Source organism: Nonomuraea sp. NPDC050394, assembly GCF_044459065.1.
Lineage (GTDB): Bacteria > Actinomycetota > Actinomycetes > Streptosporangiales > Streptosporangiaceae > Nonomuraea.
Genome location: NZ_JBITIO010000010.1, coordinates 46640 through 60211, shown reverse-complemented (window position 1 = coordinate 60211; position 13572 = coordinate 46640). Strand labels below are relative to the sequence as shown.

Below are 13572 nucleotides of genomic sequence, written 5' to 3'. Positions count from 1 at the left end.
GAACCATGGGGCCACATTCCCACTCGTACAACGTCCGGATCAGCCCCATCGGTTTCCCATCCAACGGTCTCGAATAGATCTCAATGTCTAAATGGTCGCGTCCGCTCTGACCTTCGCCGGCATCGTTCCTCGCTCTCTCTACGGTCAGAGCTCCTACGCTCCAGTGGCCAGGTCGAGCACCTCGGCACCCTTCAACCCGGCCAGTAGTGCCCCGGAGACGGCGAGCTTGGACCTGCGTACGCCGCTGCCGATGACGACCCTGTTATGCGATGCCACGTTCGAATCAACCAGGATAGGCCAGTCCGCCGGCAGTCCGAGCGGGGTGATGCCTCCGTACTCCATGCCGGTCAGCTCGACCGCCTCGGCCATCGGCGCGAAGCTGGACTTTCGGACGTCGAGGTGCTTGCGGATGACGCCGTTGACGTCGGCCCGCATGGTCGCCAGCACCATGCACGCCGCGTACCGCACCTCACCGCCCCGCTTTCCCGCCACGATCACGCAGTTGGCCGACTCGTCGAGTGCCACGCCGTACTTCTCACAGAACGCGGCGGTGTCGGCCAGGCCGGGGTCGATCGCGGCCACGTGGACGTCGTCGTCAGCGAGCGCGCGCACCGCCTCGGCCACCGGGCCGGCAAGGAGCTCGGTGTGTGTCGCCGCAGGCTGCCAGTGCAAAGTCTCTTCCATCCTCAGGACCTTACGCCCGCCGTCGCTACGGTGACTGCAGCACTCGTTGATGCAGCTGCGTGACGGCGTTGCGCGCGGACTCCATGGCCCCCGCCTGCCAGGCGATCAGGTGGGTGAGCCAGTCACCCGCGAAGTAAACCCTTCCGCTGGGGCGTTGCAGAAGAGTGAAGGACGAATCAAAGGCGGGCCAGCGGGCCCATCCGCCCTGGATGTGCGGCTGGCGTTCCCAGGCGACGGAGACGTCGGACAGCAGCTCCGCCCGGTACTTCTCGCCGTGGATCCTCTTGCCCTGGGTGAGTGCCCGGCGGCGGCGGTCCTCGGGGGTCAGGGCGCCGTACAGCTCGGCGTGCTGGTCGCTGGTGTAGTAGCCGACGATGAGGCCGCGGCGGGAGTGGTAGCCGTGGGAGGGGTACCAGATGTGGGTGATGTCGAGGTCGGTCTCGGTGATGCCGCCGTAGATCCGGTCGTCGATCTCCCACCAGCGCCGGCCGTACTCCAGGCCGATCTTGCCCGCGGCGACCGGGACGGGCCGCTTGAGCGCGGCCGTGACGTCGGCGCCGAGGTTGTGCGTCATCTTGGCGAGGATGTGCGGCGGGAGCGTGGCCAGGCAGTAGTCGGCGGTGAGGGCGCCGCCGTTCCAGGTGACCTGGACGTCCTTCTCGCGGGTGGTGACGGCGGTGACCTGGACGCCGGTCCTGATGCGTTCGGGGCCGACGGCGGCGGTCAGGGCCTTGACGATGGCGTCCATGCCGCCGACCGGCTGGAACATGGGGGTGGCCTGGTCGTAGCCGAAGTCGTTGGTGATGGCGCGGCCGGTGGCGGCGGCGAGGACCTGGTGGAGTGAGCCGGGCGGGTCGAGCTGGATGCCGTTCTGGGTGGCCGGATATTTCACGAATCCGCGGCGGGCGGAGCCGTTGTAGTCGTAGGCCGGGCCGAGGTCGCCGAAGCGGCGCAGGAACTCCAGCAGCCGTTCCTTGTCGTCCTTGGTGAGCTTGCGGTTGAGCTGGCCGACATTTGTGGCTTTGGCGAGGAGTTCGGCGATATATCCGTACATGTCGGCTCGGGCGGCCTTCGCCCGGACCGTCCGCCCGTTGGTGTGCACGAACGCGTTGGCGTTGTTGTTGATGAACGCCTCGATCGGGATGCCCAGCTCACGGCAGTAGTCCATGGTGACCATCCACGGCGCGATCCGCCCGGGCCCGGCGTTGAAGTACACGCCCTCCCCGAACCGCACGTCCTGCGCGGGCCCGCTCCTCTCGGTCAGCCGGTCGCCGCCGCGCAGCGTCAGGTTCCGCCCGCCGGCCTGCGCCCGCGCCTCCAGCAGCGTGCAGTCGTAGCCGGCCTTGCCCAGCTCGTACGCGGCCGTCAGCCCCGCGACCCCCGCCCCGATGATCACCACCTTGGCCGAGGCCTTGCCGCGCAGCGTGAAGTCGCCCGGCGACGGCGGTGTGAACGCCTTCTCCTGTTCGTCGGGCGCCAGCCCCAGCGCCCCCATCGCCGCGTACATCGCCCCAGCTCCCCCGGCCGCGCCGATCCCGACCAGGAGCCCGCGCCGGGTGACCGTGTTCATCCGTAGGGACCGCTACCGCAGGCGACCTGACCGCCGATGGTCGCGAACAGCCCGAACAGCGCCATGATCTGGGTGAAGTCGTCGGTCGTGAACTCGGTGTGGCGCGTCCCCGCCGTCTTCACGCCCGGGATCAGCGCCACCGCCGCCGCGATGGCGGTGGAATTCCACTCCACCCCCAGCGTGTACGGCGCCGCCACCGCATAGGGCGTGAAGTCCGCGACCCGGTTCAGCGCCCGCTCCGTGGCGGCCCGGATCCTGGCCTGGGCCACGCTCGGCGGCAGCAGTTCGGCGGAGAACTTGTCGATGCCCTTCTTGACCGCGACCGTCTCGACGTCGCCGAGCAGCTCGCGGGCCTCCTCGCCGACCGCCTCGTCCCCGGCGACCAGGACCACCGGCACCCCGTGGAACCCGGCGCACGCGGCCACGATCCTGGTCTCGCCGCAGACCTCGCCGTTGAGGTAGACGTTCTGGATCTCCTTGCCCATCCACGTGTGGTTGAGCACCCCGTGCGGCACCCCGGCCATGGCGTGGTAGCCGACGAAGCAGGCCGCTTGGAAGGACGCGTCGAGTCCCTGGGCCATCCGCTGCGACTTGCCAGGCCCCCTGATGAGCGTGGCGCGCGGGTCGAGCAGGTCGATCCGCAGGTTCTTCGTGGAACCGTGCGCGTCGTTGACCAGCACGTTCGTCGCCCCGGCCGCGAACGCCCCCTCGACGGCCGCGTTGGCGTCGGCGGTCATGAGCTCGCAGCCGCGTTCATAGCCGCGCTTGCCCGCGTGCATCTCCTCCGGGTCGGTCAACCCGGTCACGCCTTCCATGTCGACCGACAGGTAGACCTTCACGCTCCCCATTCCTCCACGCGCCGTGCCTCGCCGGGGGTCATCAGCCCGGCGTTCTCCGCCATGAACGCACTCGCCGGCTCGCGCCACGGCTCGGGGATCTCCGCCAGGGCGGGCGGGTAGCAGCGCTCCAGCCAGCTCGTGGACTCCTCCGTGGCGTCGAAGTAGTCGAGGGCTCCGGCAAGTATGGAGCTTTCCACACCGGGGATGCGGGCCAGGCCGTACTCGATCATCTCCATGCCGCCGTAAGGCGGCTTGCGCAGCCATTTGCGCACCACGGCGCGGTCGGCGGTGAGCGGCGTGTCGAGGGGCCGCCGCTCCACGGCGGCCTGGATGATCTCTTTGTAGAAACATTTCCCGCAGGTACGGCAGGGCCCGTCGCCGCCCTGGAGGCACCAGCGGACCTGGGCCCTGAGCGCGGAGCCGAGCGCCAGCCGCATCGTCACGGCCTCGCTGACCCCGCCGACCGGCAGCACGATGGGCACGCCGGCGGCGGCGAACAACCGGCCCCACGCCCCGTGCGGCGCCCACATCGGGTTGTCCGGCGTGAACCGCAGCAGGTACCGGTCACCGCCCAGCCACCGGGAGCCGAGCTCGTAGCCGAACGCCAGCCCGCCGAGGTCCATCCGGTCGGCCAGCAGCAGCGCGCCCGCCGCGACGGCGTGGTGCTCGGGGTAGCCGGGACGCGGCTCGGCGAGCGTGAACTCCAGGTCGGAGGTGACCGTGGTCAGCTCGCGGCCGGTCTTCTTCGCCAGGCCGGCCAGCACGTCGGAGCGGTAGTGGGTCCACCGGTTGGGCACCCTCGGATGCGGTACCCGCCTGAAGTGCACGAACGGCGCCTCGGGGAAGATCGCCGCGGCCGCGACGGAGTCCGCGCCGCCGCTGTAGGAGATCGCCAGCGTCCGGCCCTGGCTCCTGGACGGCCCGCCGACGGGGCCCGCCTCGATCCCCCAACCGTCGTGCAACGCCTGCGCCACCTCGGCGGAGACGGGCCGGTCGAAGGTGATCCGCCTGCGTGTCCAGGGCGCGACGACCGACCAGGCGGCCACGGCGAACAGGTCGGGGTGCGCGTCGTCCGGCACGCCGCCGAACGCGCACGAGCTGGTCCTGAGCTTGACCGGGTGCTCGTCGGCCGCCCTGCCGGTGATCTCGTCCTCGGGGTCGAGGCGGAAGGCCAGCCTGGCGCCGTCCCAGACGACCCTCACGAGCGCTCCTTGAGCCCGTCGATCGCCTGCCAGACCAGCACTTCGTTCTGCAGGACGTGGTCGAGCGCGTCCGCCGTCTCCTTGGACAGCCGCTGCGCGTCACCGGTCCTGGAGGCGAGCTGCCTGACCTCCTCCTGGAGGGTGACGACCTCGCGCCGGAGCGTCTGGACCTCCCAGAGGGCGTCCTTGATGTCCTGGCGATGATCCGCGACCGAGATGTACCGGGAGTCGAACCAGCCGCGTACCGCCTTACGCAGCCGTACAGGAACCAGGACGCGCATCATGAACCGTCACCATACCGGCATCAGCCCTCATATTCGGCTGTTCCACCGGGCTTTTCCCATATCACCGAATACCGGCGCAGCAGGTGGCGGCGGTACCGGGATCCGGGCAGCAGCCGCCGCGCTTCCCGCCGTACCTGCCCGTACCCCATCTGGACGTCGGCGGCGGGCATGCCCGGGGGCCCGGCGGCCCGCCGCAGCTTCTTGACCAGCCATACGGCGGGCAGCCCCGGGATCCTGACCAGCCAGTCCGCGAGGGTGACGTCGCGGGCCAGCCCGACCACCACCAGCCTGCCGCCGGGACGCAGCAGCTCACGCATCCTGACCAGGCCCGCCTCGAAGTCCATATGGTGGATCGTGGACACCGAGCAGATGAAGTCGAATCCCTCCCGCGGCAGGTCGGCGGCGAGGAAGTCGCCCTCCAGGAGAACGACGTCCCGGCTTCCTCCGGCCCTTTCCCGGGCGCGGGCGATCATCTCCGGCGAGGTGTCGACGCCGGTGACCCGCTTGGCCTTCCCGGCCAGCTTCGCCACGAGCAGGCCGTCCCCGCAGCCCACGTCCAGCGCCTCCGCGCACCCTTCGGGCATCTCACGCAGAATCCCGGGGTGGCGGGCGACATTGGTGTTCCAGTACGTCTCGTTCGGCAAAGGTTCCCCTGACCGGTGGCTGTCTCTTATCGGGGTGCGCGCAGGCCGTTCAAGGTGATGGCGACCAGGCGACGCACCGCGGCCTCCGACGGCATCCCGGTGGCCGCGGTGAGCGCGTGCAGGCAATAGGCGGCCAGCTCGTCCGGGGTGGCGTCGGTGCGGATGACGCCGGAGCCGGCGGCGTCGGCGATCAGGTCACGGACCATGGCGTGGACGCGACGGTAGGCGCCGGCCACGTCCTGGTCGCGGTGCAACTGGGCGGCCAGGCCGGTGTCCGGGCGATGATGGGCCAGCTCGGCGCAGGCGGTCAGTACGGCTTCGAGGCGTTCGCCCGGATCGGTGGCCCGTGCACGGACCTGCTCCAGCCGCTGGAGATGTTGCTCGACATGGCGCTGGTGCCATGCGTGCAGAATCGCCTCGATGTCGGAGAAGTACTTGTACAGGGTGGCGCGTCCGATTCCGGCTCCGGCGGCGATGCCGGACATCGTCACTCCGGTGAGTCCTCGTTCGGCGACCAGGGCCGCCGTGGCGTCGAGGATCGTTTCGCGGGCGTCGCGGCGATGTGCCTCGACGATCTCCTTCCACTGCGCGGCCATCCCCGTAGCGTACCGTCCGTAGACATAGTGTCTTGCCTATACACAGTGTGTCTCATATGGTGTCGCCATGCCGAAACTTCAGGTCTCCGGCGCCGTGCTTTCGTACACGGCGACCGGTACCGGGCGGACTCTGCTGCTGATACCGGGTGCGGGCGGCACCGGCCTCGCGTTCGCGCGGGTCGCGAAACGGCTGGCGGCCGGATACACCGTGGTTCGTTACGCGCGTCGCGGGTTCTCCGGCAGCCGTGCCGACGGGCCGGCCGGCGACTCCCTAGTGGCCGTCGACGCGGACGACGCCGCCCGGCTGATCGAGCACATCGGTGACCGGCCCGCCGCCGTGTTCGGCGAGAGCTCCGGCGCGCTGGTGGCATTGGAACTCCTCACCCGGCATCCCGGCCACGTGGACGCCGTCGTACCGTTCGAACCGCCCGCGATGCGCCTGCTGCCCGACGGGCAGCGCTGGATCGACCTGTTCCACGACGCCTACGACACCTACCGCCGGCGCGGTATGCGGCCCGCGCTGAAGTTGTTCCGGGACAACACGTTCGCCGAGCCCGATCGCAAGGCCATGAACGCCGGGAGGGGACTGCACCTGCTCGTCCCGCCAATACGGGCGAACGTCGCGCACTGGTTCGAGCATGAGCTCCGGCCGTACCCCGCGGGCACGCTCGATCTGACCGCCCTGGCGGAGCTGCGCACCAAGATCATCCTCGCGGCGGGACGGGCCTCGCGCGGGTATCCCTGCTACCGGGCGACCACGGAACTCGCCGACCGGCTCGGCCTCCGGGTCGCGGAGTTCCCCGGCGGCCACCTGGCCCACGTCACCGAACCGGCGGCGTTCTGCCGGGAGCTCACGCGCCTGCTCACCCACCCGGCCAATGACCCCGGATAGCCCCTCGACGCGGTTTCACCGGTCTGGTAAGCCTGAGAAAGGACCCTGGACAAGCTGTCGAGGTGATCTTCGATGGGTCATGGGCGATTACGCGTACTGGCGGCGGGGGCGGTCGTTCTCGTTTCCTGGCTGAGTCTGTGCGCCACTCCCGTCAATGCCGCCGGCCCCGTCGGGGGCAGTTCGCGTGAGGCGAGCGCCTTCGGCTGCACGGTGAAGGCCGCGGTCAGCTGGAACCGGAACGCGAACAGGTACACCTACCGTGGCTTTGGATCCTGCGCCAAGACCCGCAAGATGCGCATCTGGTGCTTCCCTGTTCACCGCCACTGGAACGGCATCTCGGCGACCTGGCATTCGCACACCGGATACGAGATCCGCCAGGGACCGAACGTCACGAGGCGCGTGGACACCGGCGCCTCGACGATCGGCGGCGGGAACGAGAACACCTACAAAATCAACTGCAAGCTCGAACTCGACGGCAGGTTCTGGTTGCGGGTGAAGGTGGAGACCGCGCCCTTCCACCTTTAGTTCGGGCGTAGAGCCTGGTTCGGGCGTAGAGCCCTGGTTCGGGCGTTGAGTCTAGTTCGGGCGTAGAGCCGCCAGGAGCGTTCTGTGCAGGGCCGCGAGGTCGGCCGCCATGTCGATCTCCGGCTCCAGCAACCACTGGATCTGCAGCCCGTCGATGGCGGCGATCAGAATCCGCGCCGCCCACTCGCCGTCGATGTGACCGGCCTCGGTGCCGGAGCCGGGGGTGAGGGCGGGGTCGGCGAGGGCGGCGGCGCCCTCCCTGCGGAAACGGGCGTAGCGCTCGGTGAAGAAGTCGTGCGCCGGATGTTCGGGCTCGGCGGCGGCCGCCGCGACATCCAGGAAGAGCTTGACCAGGCCCGGCGTGGAGACGTTGTCGGCCAGCATCTTCGCCCCGGCCGGGGGGTCGGTGAGGGCGCTGCCGTACATCTCGGCGCTGATCTCGTCCCTGGCCTGGAGCACGGCGGTCAGCAGGCCCTCCCGGCTGCCGAAATGGTGCAGCACCCCGGTGTCGGTCATGCCGACCCGCTTGGCGATGTCGCGTACCGACACCTTGCGGCTGCCGGCCTCGGCGTAGATCTCCAGGGCGGCGCGCAGGATCCGCTCCCGCTTGGCGGAGGTCTTGGCATACGGGCCCCGTGGTGCGCTCACGCGGAGGATTCTAGCGACACGAAACTATTGAGGTTCAAGGTTTTCGTGGTTACGCTGAGGCGCCACCACCCCCCACCTGGAAGGACCCATCCGTGCATCGTCCCCTTCCCGACGGTTTCCTCTGGGGAGCCTCCACCTCCGCCCACCAGACCGAAGGCGGCAACACCAACAGCGACTGGTGGGTCATGGAGCACAGCTCCACCGGCACCGGCCACATCAAGGAACCCAGCGGCGACGCCTGCGACAGCTACCACCGCTGGCGCGAGGACATGGACCTGCTGGCCGGCCTCGGCTTCACCGACTACCGCTTCAGCATCGAGTGGGCCCGCGTCGAACCGGCGCCGGGCGAATTCTCCAGGGCCGCCCTCGACCACTACCGCCGCATGGTCGACGGCGCCCGCGAACGCGGACTGCGGCCCATGCTGACCCTGCACCACTTCAGCACCCCGGCATGGTTCAGCCAGCGCGGCGGCTGGCCCGCGGCCGACTCCGGCGACCTGTTCGCCCGCTACGTCGAAGCCGCCGCCCCCGTGTACGGCGAAGGCGTCGAGCACGTGTGCACCATCAACGAACCCAACATGATCGCCACCATGGCCGGCTTCATCCAGCTCCTCACGACCGGCGCCGCCATGCCCGAGGCGGGCCTGCCCGAGCCCGACCAGGCCGTCTCCCAGGCCCTCGTCCACGCCCACCGCCGCGCGGTCGAGGCGGTCAAGGCCCACGCCCCCCACGTGCGCACCGGCTGGACCGTCGCCAACCAGGTCTACCAGCCGCTGCCCGGCGCCGAACACCTCGCCGCCGCCTACTCCCACCCCCGCGAAGACCTCTTCCTCCAGGCCGCGGCGGACGACGACTGGCTCGGCGTGCAGTCCTACACCCGCACCCGCATCGGCCCCGACGGCCCGCTGCCCGTGCCCCCGGACGCCGAACGCACCCTGACGGGCTGGGAGTACTACCCCGCCGCGCTCGGTCACGCCTTGCGCCACACCGCCGCCGTCGTCCCCGGCGTCCCGCTGATCGTCACCGAGAACGGCATCGCCACCGCCGACGACACCCGCCGCATCGCCTACACCGGCGCCGCCCTCACCGGCATGGCGGAGGCGATGGCCGACGGCGTCGACGTACGCGGGTACTTCCACTGGAGCGCACTGGACAACTACGAATGGGGCACCTACGCGCCCACCTTCGGCCTCATCCACGTCGACCGGGGAACCTTCGCCCGTACCCCCAAACCGTCGGCCGCCTGGCTCGGCGCCGTCGGCCGCACCCGCGCCCTGCCGTACCTGCCATGAACGCCGCACGCGTCACGGTCGCCGACCCGTCGCTCCAGCCCGTCGCCGACCTCGTCGCCGACCTCGCGCGCCCCCACGCGCCCCTCACCACCAACCTGCACCTGACCCTCGGCGACCTCACCCGCGCGCCGGCGGCCGCGGGCGTGCCCATCAGCGGCGGAGACGAGTGCCACCGCATCACCACCACCCCCACCGCCACCGTCTGCCGGGCCCGCACCCACCAGGGCCTGTTCCGCGCCGCCCTGCACACCCGCCTGTACGGCCCGCCGCACGCCGGGACCGTCGAAGACGGACCCCGCTACGCCTGGCGCGGCCTCATGCTGGACACCGCGCGCCACTTCTGGACCGTTCCCGAACTGCGCCAGATCATCGACCTGGCCGCCATCCACCGGCTCAACGTCCTGCACCTGCACCTCACCGACAACGAGGGCTGGCGGATCCAGATCCCCGGCCTGCCCCGCCTCACCGCCGGCACCCCGCACTACAGCACGGCCGACTACGCCGAGCTGCAACGCCACGCGGCCCGGCGGCACGTGGTCATCGTTCCCGAGATCGACCTGCCCGGTCACAGCGCCGCCGCCCTGCGCGCCTACCCCGACCTGGCCGTCCTGCCCGCGCCGACCGGCTGGAGCGCCCACTTGCCGGCCCCCGTCGCCCTCGACCCGCGCGAGGCCGCCACCCGCGACTTCGTCTCCCACGTCCTGACCGAGCTGTGCCGCATGACCGAAGGCCCCTACGTCCACTTCGGCGCCGACGAAGCCTTCGGCATGGACGGCACCCTCTACGACCAGGCCGTCGTGCTGGCCCGCGCCGTCATCCGCGCCGGCGGCAAGCAGCCGCTCGGCTGGCAGGAATCCGCACGCGCCGGCCTCGACCCCGGCGGCGTCGCGCAGTGGTGGGTCGACCCCGAGATGATCGACCTGCCCGTCCCCGGCGACCTCGACCGGCGCCCCGAACTCACCGCCCTGGGCCTGACCGGCGACCTCATCGCCACCATCACCGAATTCTTCGCACCCTCCGGCGACGACCTGGCGCGCATCGTCGGGGCCGGTGGACGAGTTCTGCTGTCGCCGCAGTCACACCTCTACCTCGACCGGCCCTACGCCCCCGCGATCGTCCCGGAAGCGCAGCGGGAACGCGCCGCCGGCCTCGGATTCATCTACGAGCCCCGCACCGTCCGCGACGTCGCCGGCTGGGACCCGGGCGCGTACGGGCTCGGCGACGAGCACGTGGCCGGAGTGGAGGCGGCCCTGTGGAGCGAGACCCTGCGCGGCTTCGACGACCTGACCACCATGCTCCTGCCCCGCCTGGCCACCATCGCCCGTACCGCCTGGACCGGACGGCCCACCCCCTGGAACGAAGAACGACGGCACCTGGCGGCCGACGGACGCCTGTGGGCGCAACGGGGCCTGACGTTCCTGAGGTCCACCGAAATCGACTGGACCTGAACGCCATGACGGACCACGAGACACACGCCCCCGCCGTCACCCCGATGCGGCGGCTGTTCCTCTCCATTCCCTTCGCCAGCGCCGCCGCGCCCCTCGCCTACGCGGTGGCCGCCTACTACCTGCCCCTGCAGGTCCAGGCCATCGACGCCACCGCCAAGATCGAGAACCTCAGCCTCGTCCAGACCCTCAGCGCGGTCGCCGCCATGCTCGCCCAGCCCGTGGTCGGCATCCTGTCCGACCGGACCCGTACGCGGCACGGCGCCCGTACTCCCTGGATGCTGGCCGGCGCCGCCATCGGCGCCGTCGGCATGGTCGTCGCCGGGTTGTCCACCGCCATCGCCCACCTCGTCGTGGCCATGATGATCCTGCAGTTCGGCTTCAACGCCTTCCAAGGTCCGCTGTCGTCGATCCTGCCCGACCGCGTCCCCACGGACCGGCGCGGCCGATTCTCCACCCTGATCGGGCTCGGCACGGTCCTGGCCGCGCTCCTCGGGCCTGTCCTCGCCTCCGCCTTCGCCGGCCGTATCCCCGTCGGCTACCTGAGCGTCGCGGGGCTGGTCCTGCTGACCATCGTGATCTTCCTCGCGCTCAACCCCGACCGCGACAACCGGCACGTCCCCAGGCCACCGCTGCCGGCCCGCGCCCTCGCCCGCGCCTTCTGGGTCAACCCCGTACGCCACCCCGACTTCTTCTGGGCCTTCCTCGGCCGCATCCTCATCTTCGGCGGCTTCGCCATGACCAACACCTTCCAGCTGTACATCGCCCAGGACCACATCGGGCTCACCCTCGACGAGGCCGCGCGCCTGGTTCCCCTCATCGGCCTGGCGGGGCTGCCCGGCTTCCTGCTGGCCATCGGGTTGTCCGGGCCCCTGTCCGACAGGCTCGGCAGGCGCAAACCCCTCGTGCTGGCCGGCGGGCTCATCATCGCCGCCTCCGCGCTGTTTCCCGTGTTCTGGCCCACCGTGACCGGGCTGATCGTCTCCGCGGTCGTCCTGACGATCGGGTTCGGCACCTTCATCTCCGTCGACATGGCCCTGGTCTCCGAGGTGCTCCCCCGCAAGGACGACTACGCCAAGGACCTCGGCGTCATCAACATCGCCGCCACCCTGCCCAGCACCGTCGCACCCGTGGCCGCCGGGACCATCGTCACCGCCTTCGGCGGCTACGGCGCCCTCTACCTGGCGGTCACCGTCGTCGCCGCGCTCGGCGCCCTCGCCGTGCTTCCGATCAGGTCGGTGCGCTGAGCCCCGCCGGGTTCTCCATCAGGATCGGCAGGTCACGCGCCTGCCGGTGGCGTGCTGGACGGCGTTGACTGGCACAGTGGACACGTGGACGGCCGTCGTCCACGATCCCGGCCAGGGCCTCGCCCACACCTGATCGCGCAGACAACCATGAACCGCAGACCCGCCGACGACAACCGCATCTCCTTCCTGCTGGAATTCGCCCGTCACCCGATGACCGTCGGCGCCGTGACCCCGAGCAGCACCGCCCTGGCCAACGCCATCACCGCACCGATCCCGCACACGGGCGCCCCGGTCGTCGTCGAACTCGGCGCGGGAACCGGCGCGTTCACCCACGTGATCCAGCGGTTGCTCGGCGGTCGCGGCCACCACATCGCCGTGGAGAGCAACGAACAGTTCGCCCGCGGACTGGCCGCCCGATTCCCCGGCGTGGACGTCGTGGCCGGCAACGCCCGGCAGCTGCCCGCCCTGCTGACCCGGCGCGGTCACCTGCCCGCGGACGTGATCGTCAGCGGCCTGCCGTGGGCCGCGTTCCCGCCGGCCAAGCAGCGTGACGTCCTGGACGCCGTGGTCGGCTCACTCTCCCGGGAGGGCGCGTTCACCACGTTCGCGTACGCGCACCTGCGCTGGGCCGCCCCGGCACGCGGGCTCCGCCGATCCCTGGAGGCGGCCTTCGAAGAAGTCGTGGTGGGCCGGACCATCTGGGCCAACCTCCCCCCGGCCTTCGTCTACCACTGCCGCAGACCCACCAAGGCCCCTTGACCGCCCACCAGTCACCTCGACGACAGGCACACCCCCGCTCGCGGGACCCGGCGGCCAACCCGGACCGATCGCCTCCGACGCGCGACAACGAACAGGCGGTGGCCTCCAAAGGAGAGGGGGCCACTCGGAACCGCCCGAACGAAGCGAGGAGCAGGGACCTCGTTGGTGGTTAGTTGCCGGTGAACTTGGGCTTGGTCTTCTCGGTGAAGGCGCGCATGCCCACCTTGGCGTCCTCTGTCGCGAACAGGCCGGAGAACTGCAGGCGTTCGATCTCCAGGCCGGTGTCCAGGTCTGCCTCCAGGCCCTGGTCGACTGCCTGTTTCGCGGCTCTCAGCGCTATCGTCGGGCCGGCCGCGAAGGTCGACGCCCACTCCAGTGCCGCCGTGTACACCTGGTCGTCGGCCACCACCTTGTCCACCAGGCCGATCGACAACGCCTCCCCGGCCGTCACGTGGCGGCCGCTGAAGATCAGGTCCTTGGCCTTCGACGGGCCCACCAGCCTGGGGAGGCGCTGGGTGCCGCCCGCGCCGGGGATGATGCCCAGGAGGATCTCGGGCTGGCCCAGCTTCGCGCCTTCTCCTGCCACTCTGAAGTCCGCGCACAGGGCGAGCTCGCATCCGCCGCCCAGCGCGTATCCCGTGATCGCGGCGATCACCGGCTTGCCGATTCTGGCCACGGCGGTGAAGCAGTCCTGGAGGGTGCGGGAGTGGGCGGACATGTCGGCGTAGGACATGTCGGCCATTTCTTTGATGTCGGCTCCGGCGGCGAAGACGCGCTCGCCACCGTAAAGGATCACCGCCTGCACCACGGGGTCGGCATCGACCAGGCGGGCGGCCTCGGCGATCTCCTGTTGTACCTGCCCGTTGAGAGCGTTCATCTTGGGACGATCGAGTCTGATCGTCGCGATCCGGTCGGCCACCTCGACACGCACGAACTCACCCATGC

At 70.5% G+C, this 13572-nt stretch carries 15 protein-coding genes; 6 read left to right on the top strand and 9 right to left on the bottom strand.

What is annotated here, in order from left to right:
- Positions 1-153: 153 nt before the first annotated feature.
- From ACIBKY_RS33650 to ACIBKY_RS33620, 7 genes are read right to left on the bottom strand one after another with little or no spacing between them, the layout of a single operon-like run.
- Positions 154-684 carry a YbaK/EbsC family protein gene (locus ACIBKY_RS33650; RefSeq protein ID WP_397103055.1) on the bottom strand — a complete coding sequence of 177 codons (531 nt, stop codon included), beginning with the start codon at positions 682-684 and terminating at the stop codon, positions 154-156.
- Positions 685-709: 25 nt separating this feature from the next.
- Positions 710-2254 carry a flavin monoamine oxidase family protein gene (locus tag ACIBKY_RS33645; protein WP_397103053.1) on the bottom strand — a complete coding sequence of 515 codons (1545 nt, stop codon included), beginning with the start codon at positions 2252-2254 and terminating at the stop codon, positions 710-712.
- Positions 2251-3102, bottom strand: coding sequence for a M55 family metallopeptidase (locus ACIBKY_RS33640; protein WP_397103051.1), 852 nt, complete (start codon positions 3100-3102; stop codon positions 2251-2253). The genes ACIBKY_RS33645 and ACIBKY_RS33640 overlap by 4 nt, the downstream gene beginning before the upstream one ends.
- Positions 3090-4295, bottom strand: a complete 1206-nt coding sequence (locus tag ACIBKY_RS33635; RefSeq protein ID WP_397103049.1) for a DUF6395 domain-containing protein — start codon at positions 4293-4295, stop codon at positions 3090-3092. The genes ACIBKY_RS33640 and ACIBKY_RS33635 overlap by 13 nt, the downstream gene beginning before the upstream one ends.
- Positions 4292-4579, bottom strand: coding sequence for a hypothetical protein (locus ACIBKY_RS33630; RefSeq protein WP_397103047.1), 288 nt, complete (start codon positions 4577-4579; stop codon positions 4292-4294). Before ACIBKY_RS33630 ends, ACIBKY_RS33635 begins: the two co-directional genes overlap by 4 nt.
- A gap of 20 nt (positions 4580-4599) precedes the next feature.
- Positions 4600-5223 (bottom strand): class I SAM-dependent methyltransferase, encoded by a 624-nt coding sequence (locus tag ACIBKY_RS33625; RefSeq protein WP_397103045.1) that lies wholly within the window; start codon positions 5221-5223, stop codon positions 4600-4602.
- A 26-nt stretch (positions 5224-5249) separates the two neighbouring features.
- Positions 5250-5819: a TetR/AcrR family transcriptional regulator gene (locus ACIBKY_RS33620; protein ID WP_397103044.1), complete on the bottom strand. Its 570-nt coding sequence runs from the start codon at positions 5817-5819 to the stop codon at positions 5250-5252.
- Between the two features lie 67 nt (positions 5820-5886).
- Here ACIBKY_RS33620 and ACIBKY_RS33615 point away from each other — a divergent pair, with 67 nt between their 5' ends.
- Both ACIBKY_RS33615 and ACIBKY_RS33610 read left to right on the top strand, forming a co-directional pair.
- Positions 5887-6711, top strand: coding sequence for an alpha/beta fold hydrolase (locus ACIBKY_RS33615; RefSeq protein WP_397103042.1), 825 nt, complete (start codon positions 5887-5889; stop codon positions 6709-6711).
- 72 nt (positions 6712-6783) lie between these two features.
- Positions 6784-7236, top strand: a complete 453-nt coding sequence (locus tag ACIBKY_RS33610; RefSeq protein ID WP_397103040.1) for a hypothetical protein — start codon at positions 6784-6786, stop codon at positions 7234-7236.
- Positions 7237-7287: 51 nt separating this feature from the next.
- Here the strand turns inward: ACIBKY_RS33610 and ACIBKY_RS33605 are convergent, their stop codons facing one another.
- Entirely contained in the window at positions 7288-7884 is a 597-nt protein-coding gene (locus tag ACIBKY_RS33605) for a TetR/AcrR family transcriptional regulator (RefSeq protein ID WP_397103038.1), read from the bottom strand.
- 92 nt (positions 7885-7976) lie between these two features.
- On the opposite strand from ACIBKY_RS33605, the gene ACIBKY_RS33600 reads away from it, so the two are divergent.
- The 4 genes from ACIBKY_RS33600 to ACIBKY_RS33585 all read left to right on the top strand — a co-directional run bounded on the left by ACIBKY_RS33600 (position 7977) and on the right by ACIBKY_RS33585 (position 12627).
- Entirely contained in the window at positions 7977-9176 is a 1200-nt protein-coding gene (locus tag ACIBKY_RS33600; RefSeq protein WP_397103036.1) for a glycoside hydrolase family 1 protein, read from the top strand.
- On the top strand, positions 9173-10624 hold the full coding sequence (locus ACIBKY_RS33595; RefSeq protein WP_397103034.1) for a family 20 glycosylhydrolase: 1452 nt from the start codon (positions 9173-9175) through the stop codon (positions 10622-10624). The genes ACIBKY_RS33600 and ACIBKY_RS33595 overlap by 4 nt, the downstream gene beginning before the upstream one ends.
- Positions 10625-10629: 5 nt before the next feature.
- Positions 10630-11868 carry an MFS transporter gene (locus ACIBKY_RS33590; protein ID WP_397103032.1) on the top strand — a complete coding sequence of 413 codons (1239 nt, stop codon included), beginning with the start codon at positions 10630-10632 and terminating at the stop codon, positions 11866-11868.
- Positions 11869-12015: 147 nt separating this feature from the next.
- Positions 12016-12627 carry a class I SAM-dependent methyltransferase gene (locus ACIBKY_RS33585; protein ID WP_397103030.1) on the top strand — a complete coding sequence of 204 codons (612 nt, stop codon included), beginning with the start codon at positions 12016-12018 and terminating at the stop codon, positions 12625-12627.
- A 169-nt stretch (positions 12628-12796) separates the two neighbouring features.
- Here the strand turns inward: ACIBKY_RS33585 and ACIBKY_RS33580 are convergent, their stop codons facing one another.
- On the bottom strand, positions 12797-13570 hold the full coding sequence (locus ACIBKY_RS33580; protein WP_397103028.1) for an enoyl-CoA hydratase/isomerase family protein: 774 nt from the start codon (positions 13568-13570) through the stop codon (positions 12797-12799).
- Positions 13571-13572: the final 2 nt, after the last annotated feature.

Excerpts from the sequence above, each read along its gene's own strand:
- ACIBKY_RS33650 (WP_397103055.1), bottom strand. The coding sequence starts at position 684 with ATGGAAGAGACTTTGCACTGGCAGCCTGCGGCGACACACACCGAGCTC.
- ACIBKY_RS33645 (WP_397103053.1), bottom strand. The coding sequence starts at position 2,254 with ATGAACACGGTCACCCGGCGCGGGCTCCTGGTCGGGATCGGCGCGGCC.
- ACIBKY_RS33640 (WP_397103051.1), bottom strand. The coding sequence starts at position 3,102 with ATGGGGAGCGTGAAGGTCTACCTGTCGGTCGACATGGAAGGCGTGACC.
- ACIBKY_RS33630 (WP_397103047.1), bottom strand. The coding sequence starts at position 4,579 with ATGATGCGCGTCCTGGTTCCTGTACGGCTGCGTAAGGCGGTACGCGGC.
- ACIBKY_RS33620 (WP_397103044.1), bottom strand. The coding sequence starts at position 5,819 with ATGGCCGCGCAGTGGAAGGAGATCGTCGAGGCACATCGCCGCGACGCC.
- ACIBKY_RS33615 (WP_397103042.1), top strand. The coding sequence starts at position 5,887 with ATGCCGAAACTTCAGGTCTCCGGCGCCGTGCTTTCGTACACGGCGACC.
- ACIBKY_RS33610 (WP_397103040.1), top strand. The coding sequence starts at position 6,784 with ATGGGTCATGGGCGATTACGCGTACTGGCGGCGGGGGCGGTCGTTCTC.
- ACIBKY_RS33595 (WP_397103034.1), top strand. The coding sequence starts at position 9,173 with ATGAACGCCGCACGCGTCACGGTCGCCGACCCGTCGCTCCAGCCCGTC.
- ACIBKY_RS33590 (WP_397103032.1), top strand. The coding sequence starts at position 10,630 with ATGACGGACCACGAGACACACGCCCCCGCCGTCACCCCGATGCGGCGG.
- ACIBKY_RS33585 (WP_397103030.1), top strand. The coding sequence starts at position 12,016 with ATGAACCGCAGACCCGCCGACGACAACCGCATCTCCTTCCTGCTGGAA.
- ACIBKY_RS33580 (WP_397103028.1), bottom strand. The coding sequence starts at position 13,570 with ATGGGTGAGTTCGTGCGTGTCGAGGTGGCCGACCGGATCGCGACGATC.